Annotated in this window: 18 protein-coding genes; 7 read left to right on the forward strand and 11 right to left on the reverse strand. The window is 70.5% G+C overall.

Annotated elements, in window-relative coordinates:
- Positions 1-97 precede the first annotated feature (97 nt).
- From BWI15_RS09400 to BWI15_RS09410, 3 genes are read left to right on the forward strand one after another with little or no spacing between them, the layout of a single operon-like run.
- Entirely contained in the window at positions 98-7,234 is a 7,137-nt protein-coding gene (locus BWI15_RS09400) for a hypothetical protein (protein ID WP_143465459.1), read from the forward strand.
- The gene (locus tag BWI15_RS09405; RefSeq protein WP_083750648.1) at positions 7,231-7,773 is read left to right on the forward strand and encodes a hypothetical protein; all 543 of its coding nucleotides are present in this window, start codon (positions 7,231-7,233) and stop codon (positions 7,771-7,773) included. The genes BWI15_RS09400 and BWI15_RS09405 overlap by 4 nt, the downstream gene beginning before the upstream one ends.
- 24 nt (positions 7,774-7,797) lie before the next feature.
- Positions 7,798-8,343, forward strand: a complete 546-nt coding sequence (locus BWI15_RS09410; RefSeq protein WP_077013953.1) for a hypothetical protein — start codon at positions 7,798-7,800, stop codon at positions 8,341-8,343.
- A gap of 6 nt (positions 8,344-8,349) precedes the next feature.
- Here the strand turns inward: BWI15_RS09410 and BWI15_RS09415 are convergent, their stop codons facing one another.
- The 9 genes from BWI15_RS09415 to BWI15_RS09455 all read right to left on the reverse strand — a co-directional run bounded on the left by BWI15_RS09415 (position 8,350) and on the right by BWI15_RS09455 (position 15,563).
- Positions 8,350-8,967: an acVLRF1 family peptidyl-tRNA hydrolase gene (locus tag BWI15_RS09415; protein ID WP_237771205.1), complete on the reverse strand. Its 618-nt coding sequence runs from the start codon at positions 8,965-8,967 to the stop codon at positions 8,350-8,352.
- Positions 8,968-9,039: 72 nt separating this feature from the next.
- Positions 9,040-9,423, reverse strand: a complete 384-nt coding sequence (locus tag BWI15_RS09420) for a metal-sulfur cluster assembly factor (RefSeq protein ID WP_077013955.1) — start codon at positions 9,421-9,423, stop codon at positions 9,040-9,042.
- Positions 9,416-9,874: a Fe-S cluster assembly sulfur transfer protein SufU gene (sufU, locus tag BWI15_RS09425; RefSeq protein WP_077013956.1), complete on the reverse strand. Its 459-nt coding sequence runs from the start codon at positions 9,872-9,874 to the stop codon at positions 9,416-9,418. Before sufU ends, BWI15_RS09420 begins: the two co-directional genes overlap by 8 nt.
- 2 nt (positions 9,875-9,876) lie before the next feature.
- A complete protein-coding gene (locus tag BWI15_RS09430; RefSeq protein WP_077013957.1) occupies positions 9,877-11,133 on the reverse strand; it encodes a cysteine desulfurase in 1,257 nt (418 codons plus the stop codon).
- Positions 11,130-11,894: a Fe-S cluster assembly ATPase SufC gene (gene sufC, locus BWI15_RS09435; RefSeq protein ID WP_077013958.1), complete on the reverse strand. Its 765-nt coding sequence runs from the start codon at positions 11,892-11,894 to the stop codon at positions 11,130-11,132. The genes BWI15_RS09430 and sufC overlap by 4 nt, the downstream gene beginning before the upstream one ends.
- Before the next feature lie 21 nt (positions 11,895-11,915).
- Positions 11,916-12,251: a non-heme iron oxygenase ferredoxin subunit gene (locus BWI15_RS09440; protein WP_077013959.1), complete on the reverse strand. Its 336-nt coding sequence runs from the start codon at positions 12,249-12,251 to the stop codon at positions 11,916-11,918.
- A 2-nt stretch (positions 12,252-12,253) separates the two neighbouring features.
- Complete coding sequence (sufD, locus tag BWI15_RS09445; protein WP_077013960.1) at positions 12,254-13,444, reverse strand: Fe-S cluster assembly protein SufD; 1,191 nt, start codon at positions 13,442-13,444, stop codon at positions 12,254-12,256.
- The gene (gene sufB / locus BWI15_RS09450; RefSeq protein ID WP_077013961.1) at positions 13,444-14,856 is read right to left on the reverse strand and encodes a Fe-S cluster assembly protein SufB; all 1,413 of its coding nucleotides are present in this window, start codon (positions 14,854-14,856) and stop codon (positions 13,444-13,446) included. Before sufB ends, sufD begins: the two co-directional genes overlap by 1 nt.
- Complete coding sequence (locus tag BWI15_RS09455; RefSeq protein WP_077014792.1) at positions 14,853-15,563, reverse strand: helix-turn-helix transcriptional regulator; 711 nt, start codon at positions 15,561-15,563, stop codon at positions 14,853-14,855. Before BWI15_RS09455 ends, sufB begins: the two co-directional genes overlap by 4 nt.
- Positions 15,564-15,729: 166 nt before the next feature.
- Here BWI15_RS09455 and BWI15_RS09460 point away from each other — a divergent pair, with 166 nt between their 5' ends.
- The 3 genes from BWI15_RS09460 to BWI15_RS09470 are packed head-to-tail and all read left to right on the forward strand — an operon-like array spanning position 15,730 to position 18,211.
- On the forward strand, positions 15,730-16,455 hold the full coding sequence (locus BWI15_RS09460) for an ABC transporter ATP-binding protein (RefSeq protein ID WP_237771206.1): 726 nt from the start codon (positions 15,730-15,732) through the stop codon (positions 16,453-16,455).
- Positions 16,452-17,237 carry an ABC transporter permease gene (locus BWI15_RS09465; RefSeq protein ID WP_077013963.1) on the forward strand — a complete coding sequence of 262 codons (786 nt, stop codon included), beginning with the start codon at positions 16,452-16,454 and terminating at the stop codon, positions 17,235-17,237. Before BWI15_RS09460 ends, BWI15_RS09465 begins: the two co-directional genes overlap by 4 nt.
- Positions 17,238-17,281: 44 nt before the next feature.
- Positions 17,282-18,211 (forward strand): COX15/CtaA family protein, encoded by a 930-nt coding sequence (locus BWI15_RS09470; RefSeq protein ID WP_077013964.1) that lies wholly within the window; start codon positions 17,282-17,284, stop codon positions 18,209-18,211.
- A 63-nt stretch (positions 18,212-18,274) separates the two neighbouring features.
- Here BWI15_RS09470 and BWI15_RS09475 read toward each other — a convergent pair whose 3' ends face one another.
- Together BWI15_RS09475 and BWI15_RS09480 are read right to left on the reverse strand one after the other, a co-directional pair.
- Positions 18,275-19,378: a ScyD/ScyE family protein gene (locus BWI15_RS09475; RefSeq protein ID WP_077013965.1), complete on the reverse strand. Its 1,104-nt coding sequence runs from the start codon at positions 19,376-19,378 to the stop codon at positions 18,275-18,277.
- 188 nt (positions 19,379-19,566) lie between these two features.
- On the reverse strand, positions 19,567-20,541 hold the full coding sequence (locus BWI15_RS09480) for a heme o synthase (protein WP_077014793.1): 975 nt from the start codon (positions 20,539-20,541) through the stop codon (positions 19,567-19,569).
- A gap of 402 nt (positions 20,542-20,943) precedes the next feature.
- Here BWI15_RS09480 and tkt point away from each other — a divergent pair, with 402 nt between their 5' ends.
- On the forward strand, positions 20,944-23,121 hold the full coding sequence (gene tkt / locus BWI15_RS09485) for a transketolase (protein WP_077013966.1): 2,178 nt from the start codon (positions 20,944-20,946) through the stop codon (positions 23,119-23,121).
- Positions 23,122-23,138 lie beyond the last annotated feature (17 nt).

A 23,138-nucleotide genomic window follows, 5' to 3' on the forward strand; every position in this document is an offset into this window, starting at 1 on the left:
TCGAGATCGTTGGTCGGTTGCCCGCTGGAACCCCACCGGTTACTTTGCGGTCACAGTCACGTCACCAGGAGCTGATGAGGATCGGGGGCGACCAGCGATGACGCAGGCACCGGAAGTCACGTCGCCTGCCGGTCATCAGCGGTTCACACCCGCGGAGCGCGCGAGGGCGGCCCTGGGTGTAGCGCTCGGGGTGGTGACGCCGGAGGCCGTCGCGCTCGACGACGGCAGGGTCCGGCTCAGCGACGCGGGTGAGCTGCTGGAGCAGCCGGCGATGGCTCGGCTGGACACGCGGCTGGCGACGCTGGCCGCACGCGAGGACGTCACCGACCAGCGGCTGCTGGTCGAAGCGGTGGCCGCAGTGGGTGCCGAGGTCGACCACACGCGGGGCGGGTCGTCGCCGGTGGACGGAGCCACAGTCGCGCTGGACCAGCTTCTCGATCTGCCGGACGTGTCCGAGGACGTGCGCGACCAGGCCAGGACCGTGCTGCGGAACGTGCTGGAGACCAACCAGCTGACCACCGACGCCGCAGTACGACGCCTGGCGGCGGAGCGAGCCGCTCAGCGCGCTCCCCTGCTCGCCGACACCGTCCGGGCGTCGTACGAGATCCGTCGTGAGGCCGAGCTGCTCGGTCGGCCCGGCACTCCCCCGGCCGTTGTCCGGCCGCGCACCGGCACGGGCCGGCATCGCCGGCAGGTCGCCGCACGACACCGCCGCGCCGGAGCGCCCCGCACAGCCAGTACGCCGGCCGTCGGCGGGCTGACCCCGACCGGACGTCCGGAGTCCGAGCCGAGGCTGACGCCCAGCGAGGCGCTCGCCGCGCTCACTTCGGTCCAGCCCACCGACCTGCCCGGCGAGATCACCGCGCCGATCGAGGTCGTCGGCCGCCCGCACCTAGGCCTGGTCCCCACAGCCGAGCACGGCAGACAGCACTTCCGGGTGGTCGACGAGGAACCTCCACGCGGCCTGGTCGCGCAGACCACCGTCCGCGCAGGCAGTCTGGCCGACCCGCACGTGGTCCGGATCGCCAGTGGCGTGCCGGCCGGGCAACTCCTCCGCGTCTGGACCAGCCAGGTGGGCGAGGCGCTTCGCGAGGTCCACTCCCGCACCACGACGCCGACCAGTCTTGTCGGCGGGCTGCGAGCCCGGTTCCCCCGGCTTCAGGGCCGCGAGCGGCAGGCGGCCGCGCAGTACGACCAGTTCCGGCTGGTCAGTCGGAACTGGCGCGAAGAACAGCTCCGGCCAACGCCTGACCCCGCCAAACTGGCCGCACTGCGCAGCGACCTGGAGACCCTGGCCAGGGCGATCGAGCGCACCGGTCAGCCCGCGCCGGCCCTGCCCGACTCGGCCCGCGCGTTGCACGTCGTCGTACCGCCTCGGACAGCGCCGACACCGCCCGAGATCAGCAGGACTGGGCAGCTGCGCGAGCAGGTGCTCAAGCAGATCGCCGGATTGGAGAAGGCCGCCGAAGGGCAAGACTCTCGCGCGGAACACCACCGTACGACGGCCGAGAACGCGACGAAGGCGGCGGCCGACGCGCTGGCCAAGGCGGAGATCGAGGAGAGCCGCGAAGACTCGGCAGCGGGTCGTCGCGGCGGCAAGCTCCGGGACACCGCGCGATCGGCGACGGCGAAGTCCGGTCGGCACCTGACACTCGCCGCGACCTGTGACACCGCAGCCGCCAAGGCGCGCGAGGCGGGTCAGGCGTACGTGGCACTGCTCGACAAGCTGGACGAGCTGGAGGCCACCGGTGCCCAGCCCGGCCCGGAGATCCAGGCGTTGGCCCAGGCGGCGACCGAGCAGGTTTCGGCGTACCGGGCCGCGGTGGCGGCGACGCTGCCGTCGCAGGAGGTCCAGCACACCGCGATCACGTCCGGCCGGTTCCCGCACCTGACCAAGCTGACGCGGGAGCTCAACCAGGAGCTCGCCCGCCGGCAGAGCCCCTTCCGCTACACGCCGGAGGTGCTGCACAGGCGGCTGCGGTCGGCGACCCGCCGGGTGCTCTCACCGAACGGCGTACTGCTCACGGTCGGCAACAACCCTCGAGCGGACTCCGACGAGCTGATCCAGTTCAAGATCAAGCTGAGTCCCGGTGAGCTGCGCGAGGTCCAGTCGTCCCCACTGACCTTCGACGAGGGCGCCTTGGCCCAGCTGCGGCAGGGTGGTTTCAGCGTCGCGACGACGATCGTCGAGTCGCTCAGCTCCACCGGGGGCGTCACGCTGAAGACGCTCTTGCCCGACTCCAGCGCGCTGAAGGCCGCCACGGAGTTCGTCACCCCCGGCTTCGAGTACGCCGTGGGCCAGAGCCACTCGGTCACCGGCGGCGCGCAGGAGAACGGCCTGTCCGGCGCGGTCGAGGTGCTCAACGGCGAGATCCTCCGGTACGCCGCGGACGCACCGCAGTGGCGCTGGCAGGTCCGCGGCGGAGTGGGCGAGCCCTGGTCGCAGGAGAACGTCGTCGACTCCGGTGACCCGCAGGACGCCACCCAGCTGGTCATGGGCATCAGCCACACCTACACGGTCGCACCACCCCAGGACACGGTTCGGCTGGCGGACGTGAAGGAGCTCGGGGACCTCGACGTGGAGCCGGTCGAGGAGCTGCCCGAGCACGTCGCGTCCCGGGTCGACGGCATGGACGACCTGGCCGACAAGGGCATCGCCGGACTGCAGGCCCGGATCGGCAAGCTCGACCGGACCGCCCATGACCAGATCCGGGCGCTGTGTGTGGAGGACGCCCCCGCGGCCCTGACCGAAGCGACCCGGCCAGGCGGCTTCGGCCGGATCATCTCCAACGGCGGCCGCGCGGTCGCGTACGCACAGCTGGAGACGGTCGTCGTCCGGGAGACCGCGGAACTGCTCAGTGACAGCTCCCCCGAGCACAAGATCGAGCGGATCCGGGCCGGCTTCTCCGGCGCCTCCGGCGGCCAGTCCTTCGGTACGTCGACCTCGGCCGCGGCCACGCTCGGCTACGCCGGCACCGCGCTGTCCGACGTCGGCTCCGGAACGACGGACCTCGGGCCGACCGTGCGCGGCGGCCGGAACGTGTCCCGCGGCGACAGCCTCAACGTCAGCGACGTGGCCATCCACCCGAGTGTCCAGCGCACCGAGCAGACGATCGGAGTCAAGGTTCGGCTCGAGCACAAGCTCACCTTCCACCGCCTCGACAAAAACGAGTCGTTCGCGGTCGGCAACGACGGCGACGCCGTCCTGCGGCTGCCCGAGAACGAGGCGCTCGACTACGACCTCCCGGTGCCGAAGGCCGCGCTGGTGCTCGACGAGCACGGGAAGCCGCAGCTCAGCGCGGACGGCGGCGTACTCACCCGCGGCTGCGCCCAGCCCGGCGAGTCGCTGAAGCTGCCGGTCTGGATGGGCGACGAGGAGGGGCAGCTGCGCGGCGCCGGTCCCGCGCTGGTGCAGAAGCTGCGCGGCGCGACCCCGGCGTACCAGGCGTTCGTGCGGCACCTCAGTGACGAAGGCATGGTGCCGAAGCTCGACAGGAAGTTCCGCCCGATCATGAGCGAGCTGGCCGGCAAGGACCCGGCGCTGGTGGCCAGCCAACTCGCCAACCTCGAGCGGGTCGCGCAGCAGCTGTCGCGGCACCGGCTGGAGACCGGGTACGACCAGGCCTGCCAGGGCGGCTTCGTGTTCGCGCTGACTCAGCACCACACTGGTCACCCGCCACAGGAGCGCACCTACCGGGTCGCGATGCGGCAGGACGTCAAGAAGTTCAAGTGGCTCGGTCTGAACCGCTCGCAGACCGCGACCAACCTGCACATCGGGTCGAACACCACGAGCCGGTCCCGCAGCCGGTCCAAGGGCCTGCCCTGGCTGGCCAGGCTCGGCTTCAGCAACAATCCCCAGGAAGGCCAGTCCGGCAGTACGCCGAACGGCGGGGCGTCGTACGGGCGGGCCGCGCTCGGCCGCTTCTTCTCCTGGGTCACCGGGACGACGGTCAACGGGGTGTCGCTGACCGAGAGCACCGCGGCGCTCGCCGACTTCCGGATCCCGCACACGCTGACGGTCACCGAGGTCTTCGCCGACGGCGACTCCGAGCCGATCGTCGAGGTGGAGGGCAGCGCGAAGCTGTCGATCGACAGCGAGTTCTGCGACCGCGGCGAGGCCCCGTCCGTGGCGATCGACGGCGCGGTCGACCCGCACCTGCTGCAGTCGGCGAGCTGGCAGCACCTGGACGCCGGCGACCTCACGTCCCGCCTGTCGGCAGCGCTGCCTGCGGTCGCGCGCAGCGACTCCGCCGCGCTGCATCACCTGGCGGGCTTCGTCAACGTCCGCAACCTCAACGCGCACCCGGAGCTGCTGACCACCGAGTACCGGACCGACTTCGCGGTCAGCCCGGCGCCGCCGGACGCGCTCCAGGCGACTGCCCAGCGCGGTCTCACCCCGCGCCGCGGCAGCATCTCGCTGACCACCCGGATCGAGAACCTGCGATACGTCGGCAGCGGCCACCCGATCATCGGCGACATCAACCTGACCCTCGACAGCGCCGGGGCCACCACCGGCAGCTCGACCGGCAACACCGCGGGCATCGGTGGCGGCAGCGGCACGGTCGACCCGGCCGGCGACGGCGGGAACGCCTCGGTCGGCGTGAACCGGTCGGGCAACGTGTCCAGCTCGAGCAACCAGCTCGCGATCCGTGGGGTCGAGCGGCTGAACATCAAGGACGGGCAGCACTACCAGTTCGTCGGTGACCTGGTGCTGGAGGCCAGGGTGAAAGCGGCCGGTCTGGTGACCCCGAAGAACGTGCGGCTCGACAACGGCACGGTGGTGCTCACGCTCCCGGAGCGGGACGCACTGCGGATGTACGGCACCAACCAGCTGGACCTGCCGCTGGAGAAGGTGTCCGACGCGGTCGAGCGGCTGGTGGACGGCAATCTCAGCCTGGACCGGCGGACGTCCGCGAGCCTGATCCGCCGCTACCGGCAGGACAAGCAGGGCGTCACCACCGGGCTCGCCGGCACGCACACCGACGAGAAGCTGAAGGCGGCGCTGCGGCGGACGACGAAGATGTCACCGCCACGGTCGGAACGGGAAGAGTTCGAGCAGGTCGCCGTCCAGGCGGCGAAGGTCGCCGAGAAGCGCGCCGAGGCGGAACTGCCGGACCACTACCGCACCACGATGGGCGCCGGGCTGATCGACCGCGACCTGTTCGTCGATGCCGAAGGCAACGTCACGACGATGGAACGCGAGGTGCAGGCCGCGGTCGCCGAGGCGGTGCCGGACGCGGTCGGCGACCCGGCCGTCGGGGCGGCGATCCGCAGCCAGCTGGCCGGCAGCCGGTGGCGCGGGCACGCCGAGAAGCTGAAGGACCCGACCGGTCTCAACCTCGAGTTTCCGTTCGGCGGCGAGCAGCCGGGCACGACTGCGCCCGGGACCATCCGGATCCGGATCCGGATGGTCCGCACCGGCCCGATCACCATCGACGAGTCCCCGGACGCCACCGCCGCCGAGGGGGCTCCAGAGGCCGAAGCTCCCGAGCCCGGCGAGAACGCGCTGATCATCCTGCAGGGCTACGACTACACCGAAGCCGGTCGCGGGATCACCCGCAGCACCGGGTACGGCGCTGACCTCGGCGGCGGTCTCACCGACGGCGACGTCGGATCGGCGGGACTGAGCACCGAGCTGACCACCGCGGAGTCCGTCCAGGTCGTCGACCAGGACACGCATCTCAGTCGCGCGCTGTGGTCCAGGACCAAGCGGGTCGAACACGACTTCCGCCTCGTCATCGAGGTCGAGCAGACGCCGGGCGCCGGCGCCCAGACCAAGGGCGTACTCCGCCGGACCGCTGACCGGCTCCGCGACGACGACCAGCGACCGGCTCCAAAGCGCCGGGAGGCGACCGGCCGGCTGACCCTGCTCGTGCCGGCGTCGGACGTCAACCAGGTGCCGCTGCCGGCCCCGGAGTTCCCCGACCACCGGCCGGTCGTCCTGTCCACGCTGAAGTTCCTGCGCGGCATCCAGCTGCACGACGAGTTCGGTCAGCTGCCGGACGAGCAGGAGACGATCGACGACCCGGACTTCGACGACGCGCTCGTCACCAGGGTGACCCGCGAGCTGAGCAGCCGCCGCTGGCTGACCCAGGCCGGCGTCCAGCTGCACAAAGGCCTTTTGCGCGACGAGCTGAACGGCAGCGCCCGCCGAATCGCCTTCGAGCGTTCCGACGGCACCGGAAGCCCCTGGACGCCGGGTCTGCCGGTGCCCGGCCATGGGTCGCGCCAGGTCCAGCTGCGGCTCCGCGCCGAGCTCTCCGGTCTCCAGCTCGTCAGCGACAGCTCGGAGCACGCCCAGCTAGGTGAGGCCCACCGAGGCCAGGTCGCCGTGAACACCACCCAGGAAAGCACCAGACTCGCTCCCACCAGCCAATCCGTCGGGATCAGCGACCCGAACACCGGGCTGAAGGCCGCTGCGTCGTTCGGGGACCAGGCCAAGGAGAAGAGCACCGACACGACCGGCGTACGGGACGAGACCAACTCCAACGAGTCCGGTGAGCTGATCACCGCGCAGCTGCTGGTCACCTTCCACGTCGACGCCCGGCAGCAGCGCGTCACCCGCGACCACCGGGCCAAAACGGTGCGCGAGGCGACCTTCGAGAACGCCGCGACCGGCGTGGTGACGCTGAGCATGTTCCGGCACGAGTTCGAGGCGATGCAGGCGCGGGTCGAGGCCGGTCAGGCGCCGCTGCAGAACTGGAACCCCGACGAGCTCGCCAAGCTGGCCAAGCGCGTCCCGGTCCGCCGGGTCACCGCCAGCGAGGTCGTCACCCGGCCCGACGGCTCGCGGTCGGTCGAGCCGTACCGGCCGCTGGTCGAGGCGCTCGCCAGGGCGCGCAGCGAGCGGGTCGAGGTCGTCGTCACGATGAAGCAGCAGGACGGCAAGCGGCAGGTCTACCGTGCGCTGCCGAACGGGACGATGATCGGCAAGGACGACAACGGCTACGGCGCGGCGTTCGCCACTCTGCACCCGTCACTGGCGATGCTGGCCCAGGGCAAGGTCGATCTCCGCCGGCTGTACGACGCCAAGGGCATCGGCGAGCGATTCAGCGGGGCCGTGGTCCAGGCGCTGGAGGAGCACGGCGTACCGGCCTCGGCGCTGACCGGGCTCGAGCACAGCAGATCGGGACCGCGCAGCGAACCCGAGCGGGCGCAAGGCGCGAAGGCCCACGCCGCCCGGCACGTGGCGATGGCCCGCGGCAAGGGCGGCAGTGGAATGGGAGTGCAGTGAGCGACCACGACCCGAAGTACGCGATCGCACGGACGAACGACGAGACGCTGCTGTTCCTGGAGCTGCACCCGTGCCCGGACTGCGGCTCGATCGAGACGCCGTGGGACCACGGGCTGGCCGACGACGACGGCGAGCTGGTGATCAGGTACGCCGGCATCTGCCCAGGCTGCGGCGCCGAGCGGGAGTACCTGTTCGGTCTGCCCGAGCGGGAAGCACCGCTCGGGCCGTTCCCGAACTTCGGTGGACCCGAACCGTCCGAGCTGCTCGACGCCGGTCAGTGGATGTCGGTCGCGGACAGCGCGGCCGCGTCGGTGCCGGTGGACGCACCGGCCGGCGACGAGCAGGCCCGGACGGTGATGGCGATCGCCCGGGCGGCGGTCGAGGAAGTGATCAAATTCGTGCCGCCGGACGCCGCTGCCGTGCCGGACGACGCCTTCTGGACCGACGAGGGGCGCGCGGTGCGGGACGCCGAACCGGGTAGGTTTCGGGTCGACCGACTGCTCGTCGTCCGCGACAGCTACGGCGAAGACGACAGATGACACCGGGACCCGGGAGTTTCTTTGATGCTGACCGCGAGGACCTTGGCCGAGGCAGAGGTCTACCTCAGCGTGCTGGCCACCGCCGAGGACGCGCCACCCGTGACCGAGACGCCCGAGACGACCCGGACCGAGGGCCCGGACGGCTGGACGGTCCGATCGGCGGTCGGTGAGGTCCAGGTGCTGTACCGGACCGAGGAGGCCGCGCGATTGGCCGAGGCCCGGTTCGGCCTGGGCAACTCGCTGCTGCTCGATGCGGGCGCCTGGGTGCAGCTGGCGTCGGTCTGGGCCCGGCGGGCACAGGACGCCGACTTCGCGTACACCGGTCAGCCCGGCCAGGACCGGCGGACGGTCGAGCTGAACTGGGAGTTCGCCCGCGACGCGATGGCCGAGGCGCTGAAGTTCCTGCCCGACGGCGCCGACGAGGTGCCCGACGAGGGCTTCTGGACCGAGCTCGGGCTGCGCATGCACGCGCAGGACCGGGAGCTGTTCACCCGCGCGAAGCTGACCGAGGACTTCGAGTTCTACCGCGACATGCTGTCGGACTTCCGCGCCCTGTACGGCGAGCAGTAGGCCGGCTCACTCCGGATCGGTCAGCTCGATCCGGATCGCCCGGGCGTCGGCACCGGCCTGCTCGAGCACCTTCTGCTTCGGATCGGCCACCCCGAGGAACGGCGGCCGGACCAGCTCGCGCAGATCCTTCAGCCGGGGATCCTCGAGCACGGTGTCGATCGCCTTGCGGTCTCCCCCGGTCACCAGCACGTCCAGCCGGGCCGGCCCGAGAATCCGGACCGCGACCTCGGTCGCCGCCGCGAACGCCTCGCGGGCCTGGTTGTCCCGCCGCCGGGCGAACCGCTGCTGCGACCACCCGCCGGCCTTCGTCGTGCCCTGCACGTGCCGCGACCCGACCTTGGAGTCGGTCAGCTTGCCGCCGACGAAGACACCCGCGCCGTACCCACCACGCCGGACCAGCAGCAGCCCGAGCCGCCGATCCCGCAGCACATGCGCGACCAGTCCGTCCCGGGTCAGCTCGGCGAGCGGCCCGAACGGCACCACGATCTCCGCGACCGCCCCGTCCTCGGCCGACACGACGACCCGCTCCGCCCCCACCTCGTACGACGTACTGCCGTGCCGCTCGGCGAACCCGGTCAACCACCGGTCGAGCCGTTCCGGAGCCACCGACACGATACGAGTCACCCGGCTGACGCTAACGCATCCGGGCATGCGAAAGCCCGGGCCACCTGACCCGGGCTTTGCAGTACTGGCAGCTCAGACGTTGAAGCCGAGCGCGCGGAGCTGGTCGCGGCCGTCGTCGGTGATCTTCTCCGGACCCCACGGCGGCATCCAGACCCAGTTGATCCGGAAGTCGTTGACCAGACCGTCGAGCGCCATCCGGGTCTGGTCCTCGATCACGTCGGTCAGCGGGCAGGCCGCCGACGTCAGCGTCATGTCGATGATCGCCGTGGTGGTGTCGTCGACGGTCACGCCGTAGATCAGGCCGAGGTCGACGACGTTGATGCCGAGCTCGGGGTCGACGACGTCCTTGAGTGCCTCGGTCACGTCCTCGACGGCGACACTGCCACCAGCCGGCTTCGCGGCCGCCTCGAGGTCCACCTCGGGCAGCTCGATCTTCTCTTCGGTCTGGTCAGGCATTGCTCACTCCCTCTGATTTCGCCAGCGCCTGCGCGGTGGCGTCGCGCCAGGCCGACCAGCCCAGCAGCGCACATTTCACCCGGGCCGGGAACTGCGCGACACCCGCGAAGGCGACGCCGTCTTCCAGAACCTCTTCGTCCGGTTCGACATTCCCCCGGCCCTGCATCAGTTCCAGGAACTTCTCGTACGTCGCCATGCCCTCGGAGACCGGCTTGCCGATCACCAGGTCACTCATCACCGAGGTCGCCGCCTGGCTGATCGAGCAGCCGACGGACTGGTGCGTGACGCCGGCGACGGTCTCGCCGTCGAGCTCGACCCGGAGCGTGACCTCGTCCCCGCAGGACGGGTTCACGTGGTGCACCTCCACGTCGTACGGCTCCGCCAGGCCCGCGTGGTGCGGGCTGCGGTAGTGATCCAGGATGATCTCCTGGTACAGGCTGTCGAGCTGCATTATCAGTCCACCTTGAAGAATGACCGGACGAAGCCGAGGCCGTCGACGAGCGCGTCGACCTCCTCGGGTGTCGTGTACAGGTAGAAAGACGCCCTGGTGGACGATTGCATTCCGAACCGCTCGTGCACCGGCCGCGCGCAGTGGTGCCCGGCCCGGACCGCGATGCCCCGGGTGTCCAGCACGGTCGAGACGTCGTGCGGGTGCACGCCGTCCAGCTCGAAGCTGATCGCGCCACCGCGGTCGACCGGCTCGGTCGGCCCGAGGATCGTCAGCCCCGGCACCGTCTGCAGACCTTCCAGCGCGTACGCCGTGATCGCCTGCTCGTGCGCCGCGATCTTGTCCATCCCGATCCCGGACAGGTAGTCCAGGGCGGCGCCGAGCCCGACCGCCTGCGCGATCGGCGGCGTCCCGGCCTCGAACCGGGCCGGCGGCGGCGCGTAGGTCGAGCCGGTCATCCGGACGACCTCGATCATCTCGCCACCACCGAGGAACGGCGGCAGCGAGGCGAGCAGGTCGTAGCGGCCCCAGAGCACCCCGATGCCGGTCGGGCCGACCACCTTGTGGCCGGTGAAGACCAGCAGGTCGGCGCCCAGGGTCGAGACGTCGACCGGGAACTGCGGCACGGCCTGCGAGGCGTCGACCACCATCACGGCGCCGACCGCGTGGGCCTTGGCGGCGATCTCGGTGATCGGGTTGATCGTGCCGAGCGCGTTCGACACCCAGGTCAGCGAGACGACCTTGGTCCGCTCGGTGATCAGCTGCTCGACGTCGCTCAGGTCGAGGCGGCCCTCGTCGGTGACGCCGAACCACTTCAGCGTCGCGCCGGTCCGCTCGCAGGCCAGCTGCCACGGGACGATGTTGCTGTGGTGCTCCATCTCGGAGATCACCACCTCGTCGCCGGGCTTCAGGCCCGCGCCGAGCGTGTGCGCGGCCAGGTTGAGCGCCTCGGAGGCGTTCTTGGTGAAGACGATCTCGTCGCGGTTGGCCGCGCCGATGAACGCGGCCACCGTGTCCCGGCCACCCTCGTACGCCGCGGTCGCCTCGGCCCCGAGCTGGTGCATCGCGCGGGCGACGTTCGCGTTGTGCTGGAGGTAGTGCTCCTCCAGCGCCTTGACCACCTGCAGGGGCTTCTGCGAGGAGTTGGCCGAGTCCAGGTAGACCAGCGGGAAACCGCCCGCGAGCTCGCGGGACAGGATCGGGAAGTCCGCCCGGACCGACTGCAGGTCCAGCGGACTGCTGAAGGCCCGGGCGCCCGTCATGCCTTGGCGCCTGTCTTCAGGAACCGCTCGTAGCCGTTGGCCTCGAGCTCGTCGGCCAGCTCCGGCCCGCCCTCTTCGGCGACCCGGCCGTCGACGAACACGTGCACGAAGTCCGGCTTGATGTAGCGCAGGATCCGGGTGTAGTGGGTGATCAGCAGCACACCCTTGTCGCCGGCCTCGGCGAACCGGTTGACGCCGGTGGAGACGACCTTGAGCGCGTCGATGTCGAGGCCGGAGTCGGTCTCGTCGAGGATCGCGATCTTCGGGTTCAGCAGCTCGAGCTGGACGATCTCGTGGCGCTTCTTCTCACCACCGGAGAAGCCCTCGTTGACGTTGCGCTGACCGAAGTCGGCGTCCATGTCCAGGTCGGCGAGCGCCTTGTTGACGTCCTTGACCCAGGTGCGCAGCTTCGGCGCCTCGCCGTCGATCGCGGTTTTGGCGGTGCGCAGGAAGTTCGACACCGACACGCCGGGGACCTCGACCGGGTACTGCATGGCCAGGAACAGGCCGGCCCGGGCACGCTCGTCGACGGCCATCGCCAGCACGTCCTCGCCGTCCAGCGTGACCGAACCACCGGTGACGGTGTACTTCGGGTGGCCGGCGATCGAGTACGCCAGCGTGGACTTGCCGGAGCCGTTGGGACCCATGATGGCGTGCGTCTGACCACCGGCGATGGTCAGGTCGACGCCGCGCAGGATCTCCTTCGGGCCGTTCTCGGTGTCGACCGACACGTGCAGGTCGCGGATCTCGAGTGTCGCCATGGGGTTCTTCTATCTCCGTCGTTAGGAAGCTTGGTTCAGGGGGTTCTTGACGTCGACCAGCACGTCGTCGCCTTCCAGCCGCACCGGGTAGACCGGCACCGGGTCGTACGCGGGCAGGCTGGTCGGCTCACCCGTGCGCAGGTCGAACCGCGAGCCGTGCAGCCAGCACTCGATCTCGCAGTTGCCGACGTCACCCTCGGACAGCTGGATCTGCGCGTGCGAGCACTCGTCGCGGACGGCGAAGACCTGGCCCTCGCTCTTCACGACGGCCACCTCGACTCCGCCGACCTCGGTCGCCAGCACTCCCTCGTCGGGAAGGTCAGCGAGCGCACAAGCGCGTTCGAACGTGTCACTCATGCTCAGACCTTGGCCGCCGCGCTCAGCTCGGCCGTGCGGGCCAGCTTCTGCTCGATCACCGCGTGCAGGTGCTCGACCACCTCGGGGACGCCGATCCGGCCGATGATGTCGTTGAAGAAGCCCGACACCACCAGGCGGCGCGCCTCGTCCTCGGGGATCCCGCGGGCCTGCAGGTAGAACAGCTGCTCGTCGTCGAACCGGCCGGTCGCCGACGCGTGCCCGGCGCCCTCGATCTCGCCGGTCTCGATCTCCAGGTTCGGCACCGAGTCGGCGCGGGCGCCGTCGGTGAGCACCAGGTTGCGGTTCAGCTCGAAGGTGTTGGTGCCCTCGGCCGCGGCCCGGATCAGCACGTCGCCGATCCACACCGAGCGGGCGTGGTCACCGGCCAGCGCGCCCTTGTAGAGCACGTTGCTCTTGCAGTTGACGGCCTCGTGGTCGACGAACAGCCGGTTCTCGTGGTGCTGACCGGACTCGGCGAAGTAGACACCGAGCAGCTCCGCGTCACCGCCGGGACCGGCGTACCGGACGTTGGTGGACAGCCGGACGATCTTGCCGCCCAGGGTGACCGCGACGTGGTTGAGCTTGGCGTCGCGACCGATCACGGCGTCGTGCTGACCGATGTGGATCGACTCGTGGTCGCCCTGCTGGATCGACACGACCCGCAGCTCGGCGCCGTCACCGACGACGATCTCGACGTTCCCGGCGTACTCGCCGGTGCCGGTGTGGTCGATCACCACGGTGGCGCGGCTGTGCCGGCCGGCCTCGATCACCAGGTGGCCGAAGCCCCGGCCGCCGAGGCTCGCGACGTTCACGTGCACGGGCTCGGTCAGCTCGGCCTCGACCGGGATCCGCACGGCCAGCGCCTGGCCGGCGTGGGTCCACGCGACGGCGGCGATCCGGTCCTGCGGGGTGAGCGCCTTGACCGCGTCGGCCGCGATCGTCTCGACCACGACGCCGTCGGGGCCGGTGGCCTCGAGCTTCGGGGTCTCGGTGCCCGCCTCGTCGGCGAACAGGTCCTTGAGGGCCTTCACCGGAGTGAAGCGCCACTCCTCCTCGCGCCCGTTGGGCACCGGGAAGTCGGCGACGTCGTACGACGTGGTCCGCTCGCTCCGGGCCTGCAACGGCACCGGGGAACCCGGTCCGTGGGAGTGGCCCTGGTTGCCGGTCGCAACCAGGGTTTCGGTGGCGGTCATCAGCCGACGGCCCCTTCCATCTGCAGCTCGATCAGTCGGTTCAGTTCCAGCGCGTACTCCATCGGGAGCTCGCGGGCGATCGGCTCGATGAAGCCGCGGACGATCATCGCCATCGCCTCGTCCTCGGCCATGCCCCGGCTCATCAGGTAGAAGAGCTGGTCGTCACTGACCTTGGACACGGTCGCCTCGTGCCCCATCGCGACGTCGTCCTCGCGGACGTCGACGTAGGGGTAGGTGTCGGAGCGGCTGATCGTGTCGACCAGCAGCGCGTCGCAGCGCACCGTGGACTTGCTGTGGTGCGCGCCCGGCGCGACCTCGACCAGACCCCGGTACGACGTCCGGCCGCCACCGCGGGCCACGGACTTGGAGATGATCGAGCTCGAGGTGTGCGGCGCGTTGTGCACCATCTTGGAGCCGGCGTCCTGGTGCTGGCCCTCGCCGGCGAACGCGATCGACAGCGTCTCGCCCTTGGCGTGCTCGCCCATCAGGTAGACCGCCGGGTACTTCATCGTCACCTTGGAGCCGATGTTGCCGTCGATCCACTCCATCGTCGCGCCCTCTTCGCAGGTGGCGCGCTTGGTGACCAGGTTGTAGACGTTGTTCGACCAGTTCTGGATCGTCGTGTAGCGGCAGCGGGCGCCCTTCTTCACGATGATCTCGACGACCGCGGAGTGCAGCGAGTCCGACTTGTAGATCGGCGCGGTGCAGCCCTCGACGTAGTGCACGTAGGCGTCCTCGTCGACGATGATCAGCGTCCGCTCGAACTGGCCCATGTTCTCGGTGTTGATCCGGAAGTAGGCCTGCAGCGGGATGTCCACCTTGACGCCCTTGGGCACGTAGATGAACGAGCCGCCGGACCAGACCGCCGTGTTCAGCGCGGCGAACTTGTTGTCGCCGACCGGGATGACCGAGCCGAAGTACTCCTGGAACAGCTCCGGGTACTCCTTCAGGCCGGTGTCGGTGTCGACGAAGATGACACCCTGCTCCTCCAGGTCCTCGCGGATCTGGTGGTAGACGACCTCGGACTCGTACTGCGCGGCGACGCCGGCCACGAGGCGCTGCTTCTCCGCCTCGGGGATGCCGAGCTTGTCGTAGGTGTTCTTGATGTCCTCGGGCAGCTCTTCCCAGCTGGTCGCCTGCTTCTCGGTCGACCGGACGAAGTACTTGATGTTGTCGAAGTCGATCCCGGACAGGTCCGCACCCCACGACGGCATCGGCTTGCGGTCGAAGAGCTTCAGGCCCTTCAGCCGCAGGTCGAGCATCCACTCCGGCTCGTTCTTGAGGGTGGAGATGCCCCGCACCACGTCGGCGCTGAGACCGCGCTTGGCGATCGCGCCGGCGGCGTCGGAGTCGGCCCAGCCGTACTGGTAGTTGCCGAGGCCTTCCAGTTCGGGGTGAGCGGTTTGCGTCATCGTGCAGTCCTCGCAGATTCGCCGTCGGATACAGGAGAAACCGGCCCGTTCACAGGGGACGCGCCGGGGATGTGCGTCGTACAGACACCGTCGCCGTGGGCGATGGTGGCCAGTCTCTGGACGTGCTTGCCGAGCAACCGGGAGAAGACCTCGGTCTCGGCCTCGCACAACTGGGGGAACTGCTCGGCCACGTGCGCGACCGGGCAGTGGTGCTGGCACAGCTGGGCGCCGGCACCGGCCTGCTGGGTGGAGGCGGCGTATCCGTCGCCACTCAGCGCCTGGGCCAGGACCTGCGCCTTCTCAGCCTCGGGAGCCGCGTCGAGCAGATCGCGGTAGCGCTCCTCGACTTCGGCGACCCGCCGCCGGGCGAACTCGGCGACCGCCTGGTCACCGCCGGCCTCGGCGATGAACCGCAGCGCGGTCGTGGCCAGGTCGTCGTAGGCCTGGTGGAACGCGTGCCGGCCGGAGTCGGTCAGCACGAACACCTTCGCCGGACGGCCCCGTCCGCGCGGGCCGTAGACCCGCTCCTCGCGGGACTCGACCAGTCCCTCGGCCAGCAGGTGGTCGAGGTGCCGGCGGACCGCCGCCGGGGTCAGCTCGAGCCGCTCGGCCAGAGCCGCGGCGCTGGACGGGCCGTTGGTCAGGATCGAGCGGGCGACCCGGTCGCGGGTGGACTCGTCGCGCGCCTGCGAGCTGCCGCCAGGCAGACCGGTTCCCCGGGACGGGGTGGGCGCGGGAGTTTTCACAACATCAGTGTCGCGTAATTCCGGGGGGCCTTCAAATAAGGCTGCCCTAACCGGTTCACGCCGTTCCGCCTCAGCCCGAGGGCGACCGTGAGCAGCGTCACGTCGGCGCGTTTCCTACACTGCACACGTGCCAGTCGCGGTGGAGATCGACAACCTAGTCGTCCGGTACGGCGAGAAGACCGCTGTGGACGGCCTCACTCTCACCGTAACGGGCGGAACTGTGACGTCCGTGCTCGGCCCCAACGGCGCTGGCAAGACGACCACGGTGGAAACGTGCGAGGGCTTCCGGCGTCCGGATTCCGGTGCGGTCCGGGTGCTCGGGCTGGACCCGATCGCCGACCACGACGAGCTGATGCCGCGGATCGGCGTGATGCTGCAGGAGGGCGGCGCCTGGTCCGGCGTCCGCGCCCTGGAGATGCTCCGGTACGTCGCGTCACTGCACGCCCATCCCCTGGACCTGCCCGCGCTGGTCGAGCGGCTCGACCTCGGCACCTGCGGCAAGACGCCGTACCGGCGGCTGTCGGGTGGTCAGAAGCAGCGGCTGTCGCTGGCGCTGGCGATCGTCGGGCGGCCGGAGATCGCGTTCCTGGACGAGCCGACCACCGGCCTCGACCCGCACGGCCGCCGGGAGATCTGGCAGCTGATCCGCGACCTGCGCGAGGACGGCGTCACCGTGGTGCTGACCACCCATGCGATGGACGAGGCCGAGCAACTGTCCGACCAGGTGCACGTGCTGTCGGCCGGCAAGGTGATCGCCTCCGGCAGTCCCGACGTCCTCACCGAGCACGGCGCCAAGTCGCTCGAGGACGTCTACCTGGCGCTCACCGCGCCCTCGGCTGGAGAGACGACATGAGCACCCGCACTGTGTACGCCCCGCAGCCGGGAAGTACGTCGTGGCCGCGCAAGGTGCTGGCGCACGCGCGGATGGAGTTCCGCCTGCTGCTGCGCAACGGCGAGCAACTCCTGCTGGCCCTGGTGATCCCGCTCGGACTCCTCCTGCTGCTCGGCGGCACCGGGCTCGGCGACCGGCTGCCCCTGGGCGACGGCCCCGCGATCGACCTCGCCGTACCGCGGGTGCTGGCGCTGGCCGTGCTCTCCACGTCGTTCACCTCGCTGGCGATCGCCACCGGCTTCGAGCGCCGGTACGGCGTGATCAAGCGCCTCGGCGCCTCACCGCTGTCGCGTACCGGACTGCTGGCCGGGAAGATCGGCTCGGTGCTGGCCATCCAGCTGGTCCAGCTGATCGTCCTGACCGGCACCGGCTTCGCGCTCGGCTGGAAGCCGGTCGGCGGCGTCGACGCGGTGATCGGCATCGTTTTGATGGTCCTGTGCGGTACGGCGGCGTTCGCGTCGCTCGGGCTGCTGATGGCCGGCGTACTGCGCGCCGAGGCGACCCTCGCGGCCGCCAACTTGCTCTATCTGTTGCTCCTGGTCGGCGGCGCGGTCATGACGCCGGTCGACGAGTATCCGGCGGGCCTGCAGGGAATCGTCCGGCTCCTGCCGAGCGCGGCCCTCGCGAACGGCTTCGCCCACTCCACCCTCGAGGGCGTCATCCCGTGGGCCGCTGTGCTCTCGCTCACGCTCTGGGCCGCCGTCCTCGGGTATCTGGTCTCGCGGACCTTCCGCTGGGACTGACCAGTCACGACCCGCGGGTAGCCGCAGATTAGAGTGTGCCGGTGATGAGCACCGAGACCCCGGCCCCCGCCACCGAGCCGCCCGTCACCGGATTGTGGCGCCTGGTGCCCGAGCCGAGCCTGGACACCGTCCGGCGCTGGGGCTGGGCGTCGGTCGTGGCGAACATCGGCATCGTGGTGACCGGCGGACTGGTCCGGCTGACCGGCTCCGGCCTCGGCTGCCCGACCTGGCCGCAGTGCACCGACTCGTCGTACGTGCCGCACCCGGAACTAGGCATGCACGGCGCGATCGAGTTCGGGAACCGGCTGCTCGGCTTCATCGTCGCCTTCGTCGCGATCGGCACCTGGCTGGCCGTGATGCGCTACCGGCCCAAGCGCAAGGACCTGCGCCGGCTGGCGACCGCGGCCGCGCTGGGCGTGCCGCTGCAGGCCGTGATCGGCGGCATCAGCGTGCTGACCGGGCTGAACCCGTGGATCGTGTCCGCGCACTTCCTCGTCTCGCCGATCATCATCACGCTGACCGTGTCGATGATGCGGCGCTCCCGGACCAGTCCTTACCCGCACACTCCCCCAGTGGTTCGCGCGCTGGCGACCGCCTCGGTGGTGGCGGTCTGGCTGACCGTTGCCCTCGGCACCCTTGTCACCGGGGCCGGCCCGCACTCGGGCGATCCCGAGACCGGCCGCAACGGCTTCGACGAGGAACTGATCAGCCAGTTGCACGCGGACGTGGTGTTCGCCTTGCTCGGCGTCTCCATCGCGCTGGTGATCGCCACCCGCGTCACCGCGACCTCCCGCACGCTGCGCAAGCTCGCCGCCTGGCTGCTGGCGATGGAGCTGCTGCAGGGTGTCGTGGGCTTCACCCAGTACTTCACCGGCCTGCCCTGGGTGCTCGTGCTCATCCACATGTTCTTCGCCGCCGTGCTGATCGCCCTTGTCACCGCCGTGTACGGCGAACGCGGCACACCGGCCACCTAGTACGACGCCCGGGGCGTCCGGTCGGGTGAGACGACCGAACGCCCCGGGCTGCTCAACGCACCGCTATCTCACGCGGTAGATGGCGCCTGGACCGAACACCGGTGCCGACACGTACAGGTGACCCCACCTGCTGAACGCGACGCCACCGGGCAGTTGCAGCTTGCCGCGCGCGACTTCCTTGCGCGGACCGCCGTAGCGCCACTTGTTGGGCCACTGGACGATCAGCGAGCCGACAGCGGTCGGCTGGCCACTGACCTCCCACTTCAGCCAGCTGTCCCGTGCCAGCTGGACGGCGGCGATCGCACCGCGCGGACCACCGGCCAGGTCGACGATCGACGTGTACCCGTCGGCCCAGCGCTTGCAGTTGCCCGAGTACGGCTTGTACGGGTCGCAGACCGCGTTGTACGAGCCCGGCTTGATCCGCCAGATCTGCGACGTGCCCGGCGTGGCCGGGAAGCCGCGCAGCTCACCGACGTACCAGTAGCCGTCCGAGCCGACGGTGACCGACGTCGGGACGGCCTCGCTGTTGACCGGCGTACCGGCCGGCGGGAAGGCCGGGGGTGCCGGCAGACCCGATGGCGTCTTGACCCAGCGCGGCTTCAGCCGGGCGACCGTCCTGATGTGGCCGTTCGGCCAGACCCGCAGCAGGTCGTTACCCGCCGCGTCCGCGACCAGCACCGTCCCGTCGCGCAAGGCCGCGACACCGAACGGGTTGCTCTCGGTCGGGTTGTTCTCCTGGTCGTACTTGTCCGGATCCTTCAGCTGGTACTTGCCGATGTCGGCGATCTTCAGCGGCGCCTTGCCCGGCCGCATCTTGTACAGCGTCGTCGACCCCGGCGTGGGGGGTGAACCCGGCTCCCCTCCGGCGCCGGTCACCGCGTACGTCGTCCCCCAGACGTTGGTGTCGACGGCGGGCGCGAATCCGCCGGGCACCGTCCCGAGCTTGCGGATCTTCTTGCCGCTGGACCAGGCCTCCCAGACCGAGCCGTCGCCGGTGCTGTAGATGATCTTCGACCAATGCGTGGCGACTCCCCGCGGCGAGTTCAGCCCCGTGACGACCGGCACCAGACTGCCCCCGCCGTGCGCCTCGGCGGGAGCGGCCACCAGAACCGATCCGACCAGCGCGGCCGCCGAGACAGCGGCCAGACGTGCTTTTGTGACCCCCACTAGTTCCCCCTAGTGTCCCCGTCCCCCCAGGGTGGAGCGGCCTCCACGGACCACCCCATGGCAGCACTGCTCGGCGACCAGGTCAACGGGAGAACACACCGCGTCCGGACGAATACCGCGCGCAGCAACCACTGGTGCGGCAGCGACGACGGACCGTGGAGATCCGGGCCGTGGGCAACGACCGGCGCTCAGTGCAGCAGCGGGTCGATCGCGGCGGCGATGAACAGCAGCGCCAGGTAGATGTTCGAGAAGTGGAACAGCCGCATCGGCCGCAGGGCCGCGCCGTCGGCGCCGGTGTGGGCCCGGGCCAGCAGCGCGAACGCCTCGCGCAGGAACACCGCACCGAGCACGACGGCGGCCAGCGGGTAGACGAAGCCGGTGTCCGCGACCGGCCAGAGCGCGATCGAGGCGATCACCATCGCGATGCTGTAGGCCAGGATCTGCCGCGCGGTGGCGACCGGGGTGGCGACCACCGGCAGCATCGGGACGTCGACCGAGGCGTAGTCCTCGCGGTACCGCATCGCCAGCGCCCAAGTGTGCGGCGGCGTCCACAGGAACACCACGCCGAACAGGACCAGCGGCGTCCAGGCCAGCTCGTTGGTGACCGCGGTCCAGCCGATCAGGGTCGGGAAGCAACCGGCGATCCCGCCCCAGACGATGTTCTGCACGGTCCGGCGCTTGAGCACCATCGTGTAGACGAACACGTAGAACAGGTTGGCCACCAGCGCCAGCACCGACGACAGCCAGTTGACGAAGAAGCCGAGCTCCAGGGTCGCCAGCACCCCGAGCGTGATGCCGAACACCATCGCCGAGCGCGGACTGACCGCGTGCCGCGGCAACGGCCGGCGGCGGGTCCGGCGCATCTGCTCGTCGATGTCGCGATCGAGCACGCAGTTGATCGTGTTCGCGCTGCCGGAAGCCAGGATCCCGCCGACCAGGGTGGCGGCGACGACGCCCAGCCCGGGGACTCCCCCGGCGGCCAGGAACATCACCGGGATCGTGGTGACCAGCAGGAGCTCGATGATGCGCGGCTTGGTCAGACCGACGTACGCCTTGATCACGTCGCGTACCGACGGGCCGGCCACCTCGTGGGGAGCCGGTTCGGTCGGCAGCGGCGCCGGGTACGACGTCGTCGCGGCTGGACGCGGGTCGACGGCCGTCACGAACACCTCGAACTTCGGAGATTGACGCCGGGCGACCGGCGCTGACGGTTCGACAGTCTACGACGGCCCGTAGGAGGACCGAACCACCCCCCTGCGGCGGCAGGGATACGGCCGCACCGGAGGGGCACCGGGGTGCTGCCCGCCGGACCCCCGACAGCCACTTCGCCGGGTGCCGCAAGGCGCCACCCCGGGTGAAGGTGGGTGACATGCCTCGCGCCTGGGCCGGGAACAACTTACCGCCGATCCGGGTTGGCGAGGTATGGAAGGCAATGAGCACGTTGGCGAGTAGGCTCGCACACGGTGACGCGCGGGGGCGCGACCGGCATGCGGGCTGCCCGGCCGGCCGAGCCTCGGAGCCGACCAGACGAGTGTTTCGCAGCCATCGAGAGGAGCGCCGCCGGCGTGACGGAGAAGACCAGCCCCAAGCTTGAATGGACCGACGTGGATCAGCGCGCGGTCGACACCGTGCGGGTGCTCGCGCTGGACGCGGTGGAGAAGGTGGGCAACGGCCATCCGGGGACTGCGATGAGCCTGGCCCCCGCCGCGTACCTGCTGTTCCAGAAGGTGATGCGGCACAACCCGGCCAATCCGCACTGGGCCGGCCGGGACCGCTTCGTCCTGTCGGCCGGGCACTCCAGCCTGACCCTCTACATCCAGCTCTACCTGGCCGGTTTCGGCCTGGAGCTCGACGACCTCAAGTCGCTGCGGACGTGGGGCAGCTCGACCCCGGGCCACCCGGAGTACAGCCACACCCCCGGCGTCGAGACGACCACCGGCCCGCTGGGTCAGGGCGTCGGCAACGCGGTCGGCATGGCGATGGCGGCCCGCCGCGAGCGCGGCCTGCTCGACCCCGACACGGCCCAGGGCGAGAGCCTGTTCGACCACCACATCTACGTGATCGCCTCGGACGGCGACCTCGAAGAGGGCGTCTCGGCGGAGGCCTCCTCGCTGGCCGGCCACCAGAAGCTCGGCAACCTCACGGTGATCTACGACGCCAACAAGATCTCGATCGAGGACGACACCAACATCGCGTTCTCCGAGGACGTCGCCGCCCGCTACGCGGCCTACGGCTGGGACGTGCACGACGTCGACTGGACCAACAGCGGCACCGGCTACGAGGAGAACGTCCAGGCCCTGTACGACGCGATCGAGGCGGGCAAGGCGGTCACCGACAAGCCCACCTTCATCCGGCTGCACACGATCATCGGCTGGCCGGCCCCGAACGCGCAGAACACCGGCAAGATCCACGGCTCGGCCGCGGGTGCCGACGAGGTGGCCGCGACCAAGCAGATCCTCGGTTTCGACCCGGAGCAGTCGTTCCAGGTCGCCGACGAGGTGATCGCCCACACCCGCCAGGCGGTGGAGCGGGGCAAGGCGGCCGAGCAGGAGTGGTCGCAGAAGTTCGACGCGTGGCGCGAGGCGTCGCCCGAGCGGGCCGAGCTGCTCGACCGGCTCGACAAGCACGAGCTGTCGCCGGGCTGGAAGGACGAGCTGCCGACGTGGGAGGCCGACGCGAAGGGTGTCGCCACCCGGTCCGCCTCCGGTGAGGTGCTGACCAAGCTGGCGCCGGTGCTGCCCGAGCTCTGGGGCGGTTCGGCCGACCTGGCCGGCTCGAACAACACCACCCCGAAGGGCCAGCCGTCGTTCGTGCCGGCCGAGCACGCCACCAAGGCGTTCCCGGGCAACGAGTACGGCCGGGTCCTGCACTTCGGTATCCGCGAGCACGGCATGGGCTCGGTGCTGAACGGCATCGCCCTGCACGGCGGCACCCGCCCGTACGGCGGCACGTTCCTGGTCTTCAGCGACTACATGCGCCCGGCCGTCCGGCTGGCCGCGCTGATGAAGCTGCCGGTCACCTACGTGTGGACGCACGACTCGATCGGCCTCGGTGAGGACGGCCCGACGCACCAGCCGATCGAGCACCTGGCCGCGCTGCGCGCGATCCCGGGTCTGGACGTGGTCCGCCCGGCCGACGCGAACGAGACCGCGGCCGCCTGGGCCACCATCCTGGAGCACAGCGACCGCCCGGCCGGCCTGGTGCTGACCCGGCAGAACGTGCCGACCTTCCCGCGCGGCACCGACGGCTACGCCACCACGGAGAACGTGCACAAGGGCGGCTACACGCTGCTCGACACCGACGGCACCCCCGACGTGATCCTGATCGGCACCGGCTCCGAGGTCCAGCTGGCCGTCGAGGCCCGGGCCACGCTCGCCGAGCAGGGCATCAAGGCGCGCGTCGTCTCGCTGGTCTCCCGCGAGTGGTTCGACGAGCAGGACGACGCCTACCGCGACTCGGTGATCCCGCCGCAGGTGAAGGCGCGGGTCTCGGTCGAGGCCGGCATCAAGCTCGGCTGGCGCGAGATCGTCGGCGACGCCGGCCGCAGCGTGAGCCTGGAGCACTACGGCGCTTCGGCCGACTACAAGCGCCTGTACTCGGAGTTCGGCATCACCGCCGACGCCGTGGTCCAGGCCGCGAAGGACAGCATTGCCGCGGCAGCCGAGCTCGGTGGCAGCGGTGTACCGGCAGGACGTGCCGCGGCCGGACCGGTCGGTCCGGCGGACACCTACGCCGCCAACTGAACAACCACAACAGAACA

The sequence above is a fragment of the Kribbella sp. ALI-6-A genome (assembly GCF_001984195.1).
Classification (GTDB): Bacteria; Actinomycetota; Actinomycetes; order Propionibacteriales; family Kribbellaceae; genus Kribbella.

Bases quoted from the DNA above. Each gene is read 5' to 3' on its own strand.
- sufC (WP_077013958.1), bottom strand. From the start codon at position 11,894: ATGGCGACACTCGAGATCCGCGACCTGCACGTGTCGGTCGACACCGAG.
- BWI15_RS09420 (WP_077013955.1), bottom strand. From the start codon at position 9,423: ATGCCTGACCAGACCGAAGAGAAGATCGAGCTGCCCGAGGTGGACCTC.
- BWI15_RS09440 (WP_077013959.1), bottom strand. From the start codon at position 12,251: ATGAGTGACACGTTCGAACGCGCTTGTGCGCTCGCTGACCTTCCCGAC.
- BWI15_RS09410 (WP_077013953.1), top strand. From the start codon at position 7,798: ATGCTGACCGCGAGGACCTTGGCCGAGGCAGAGGTCTACCTCAGCGTG.
- BWI15_RS09400 (WP_143465459.1), top strand. From the start codon at position 98: ATGACGCAGGCACCGGAAGTCACGTCGCCTGCCGGTCATCAGCGGTTC.
- sufB (WP_077013961.1), bottom strand. From the start codon at position 14,856: ATGACGCAAACCGCTCACCCCGAACTGGAAGGCCTCGGCAACTACCAG.
- BWI15_RS09465 (WP_077013963.1), top strand. From the start codon at position 16,452: ATGAGCACCCGCACTGTGTACGCCCCGCAGCCGGGAAGTACGTCGTGG.
- BWI15_RS09470 (WP_077013964.1), top strand. From the start codon at position 17,282: ATGAGCACCGAGACCCCGGCCCCCGCCACCGAGCCGCCCGTCACCGGA.
- BWI15_RS09430 (WP_077013957.1), bottom strand. From the start codon at position 11,133: ATGACGGGCGCCCGGGCCTTCAGCAGTCCGCTGGACCTGCAGTCGGTC.
- sufU (WP_077013956.1), bottom strand. From the start codon at position 9,874: ATGCAGCTCGACAGCCTGTACCAGGAGATCATCCTGGATCACTACCGC.
- sufD (WP_077013960.1), bottom strand. From the start codon at position 13,444: ATGACCGCCACCGAAACCCTGGTTGCGACCGGCAACCAGGGCCACTCC.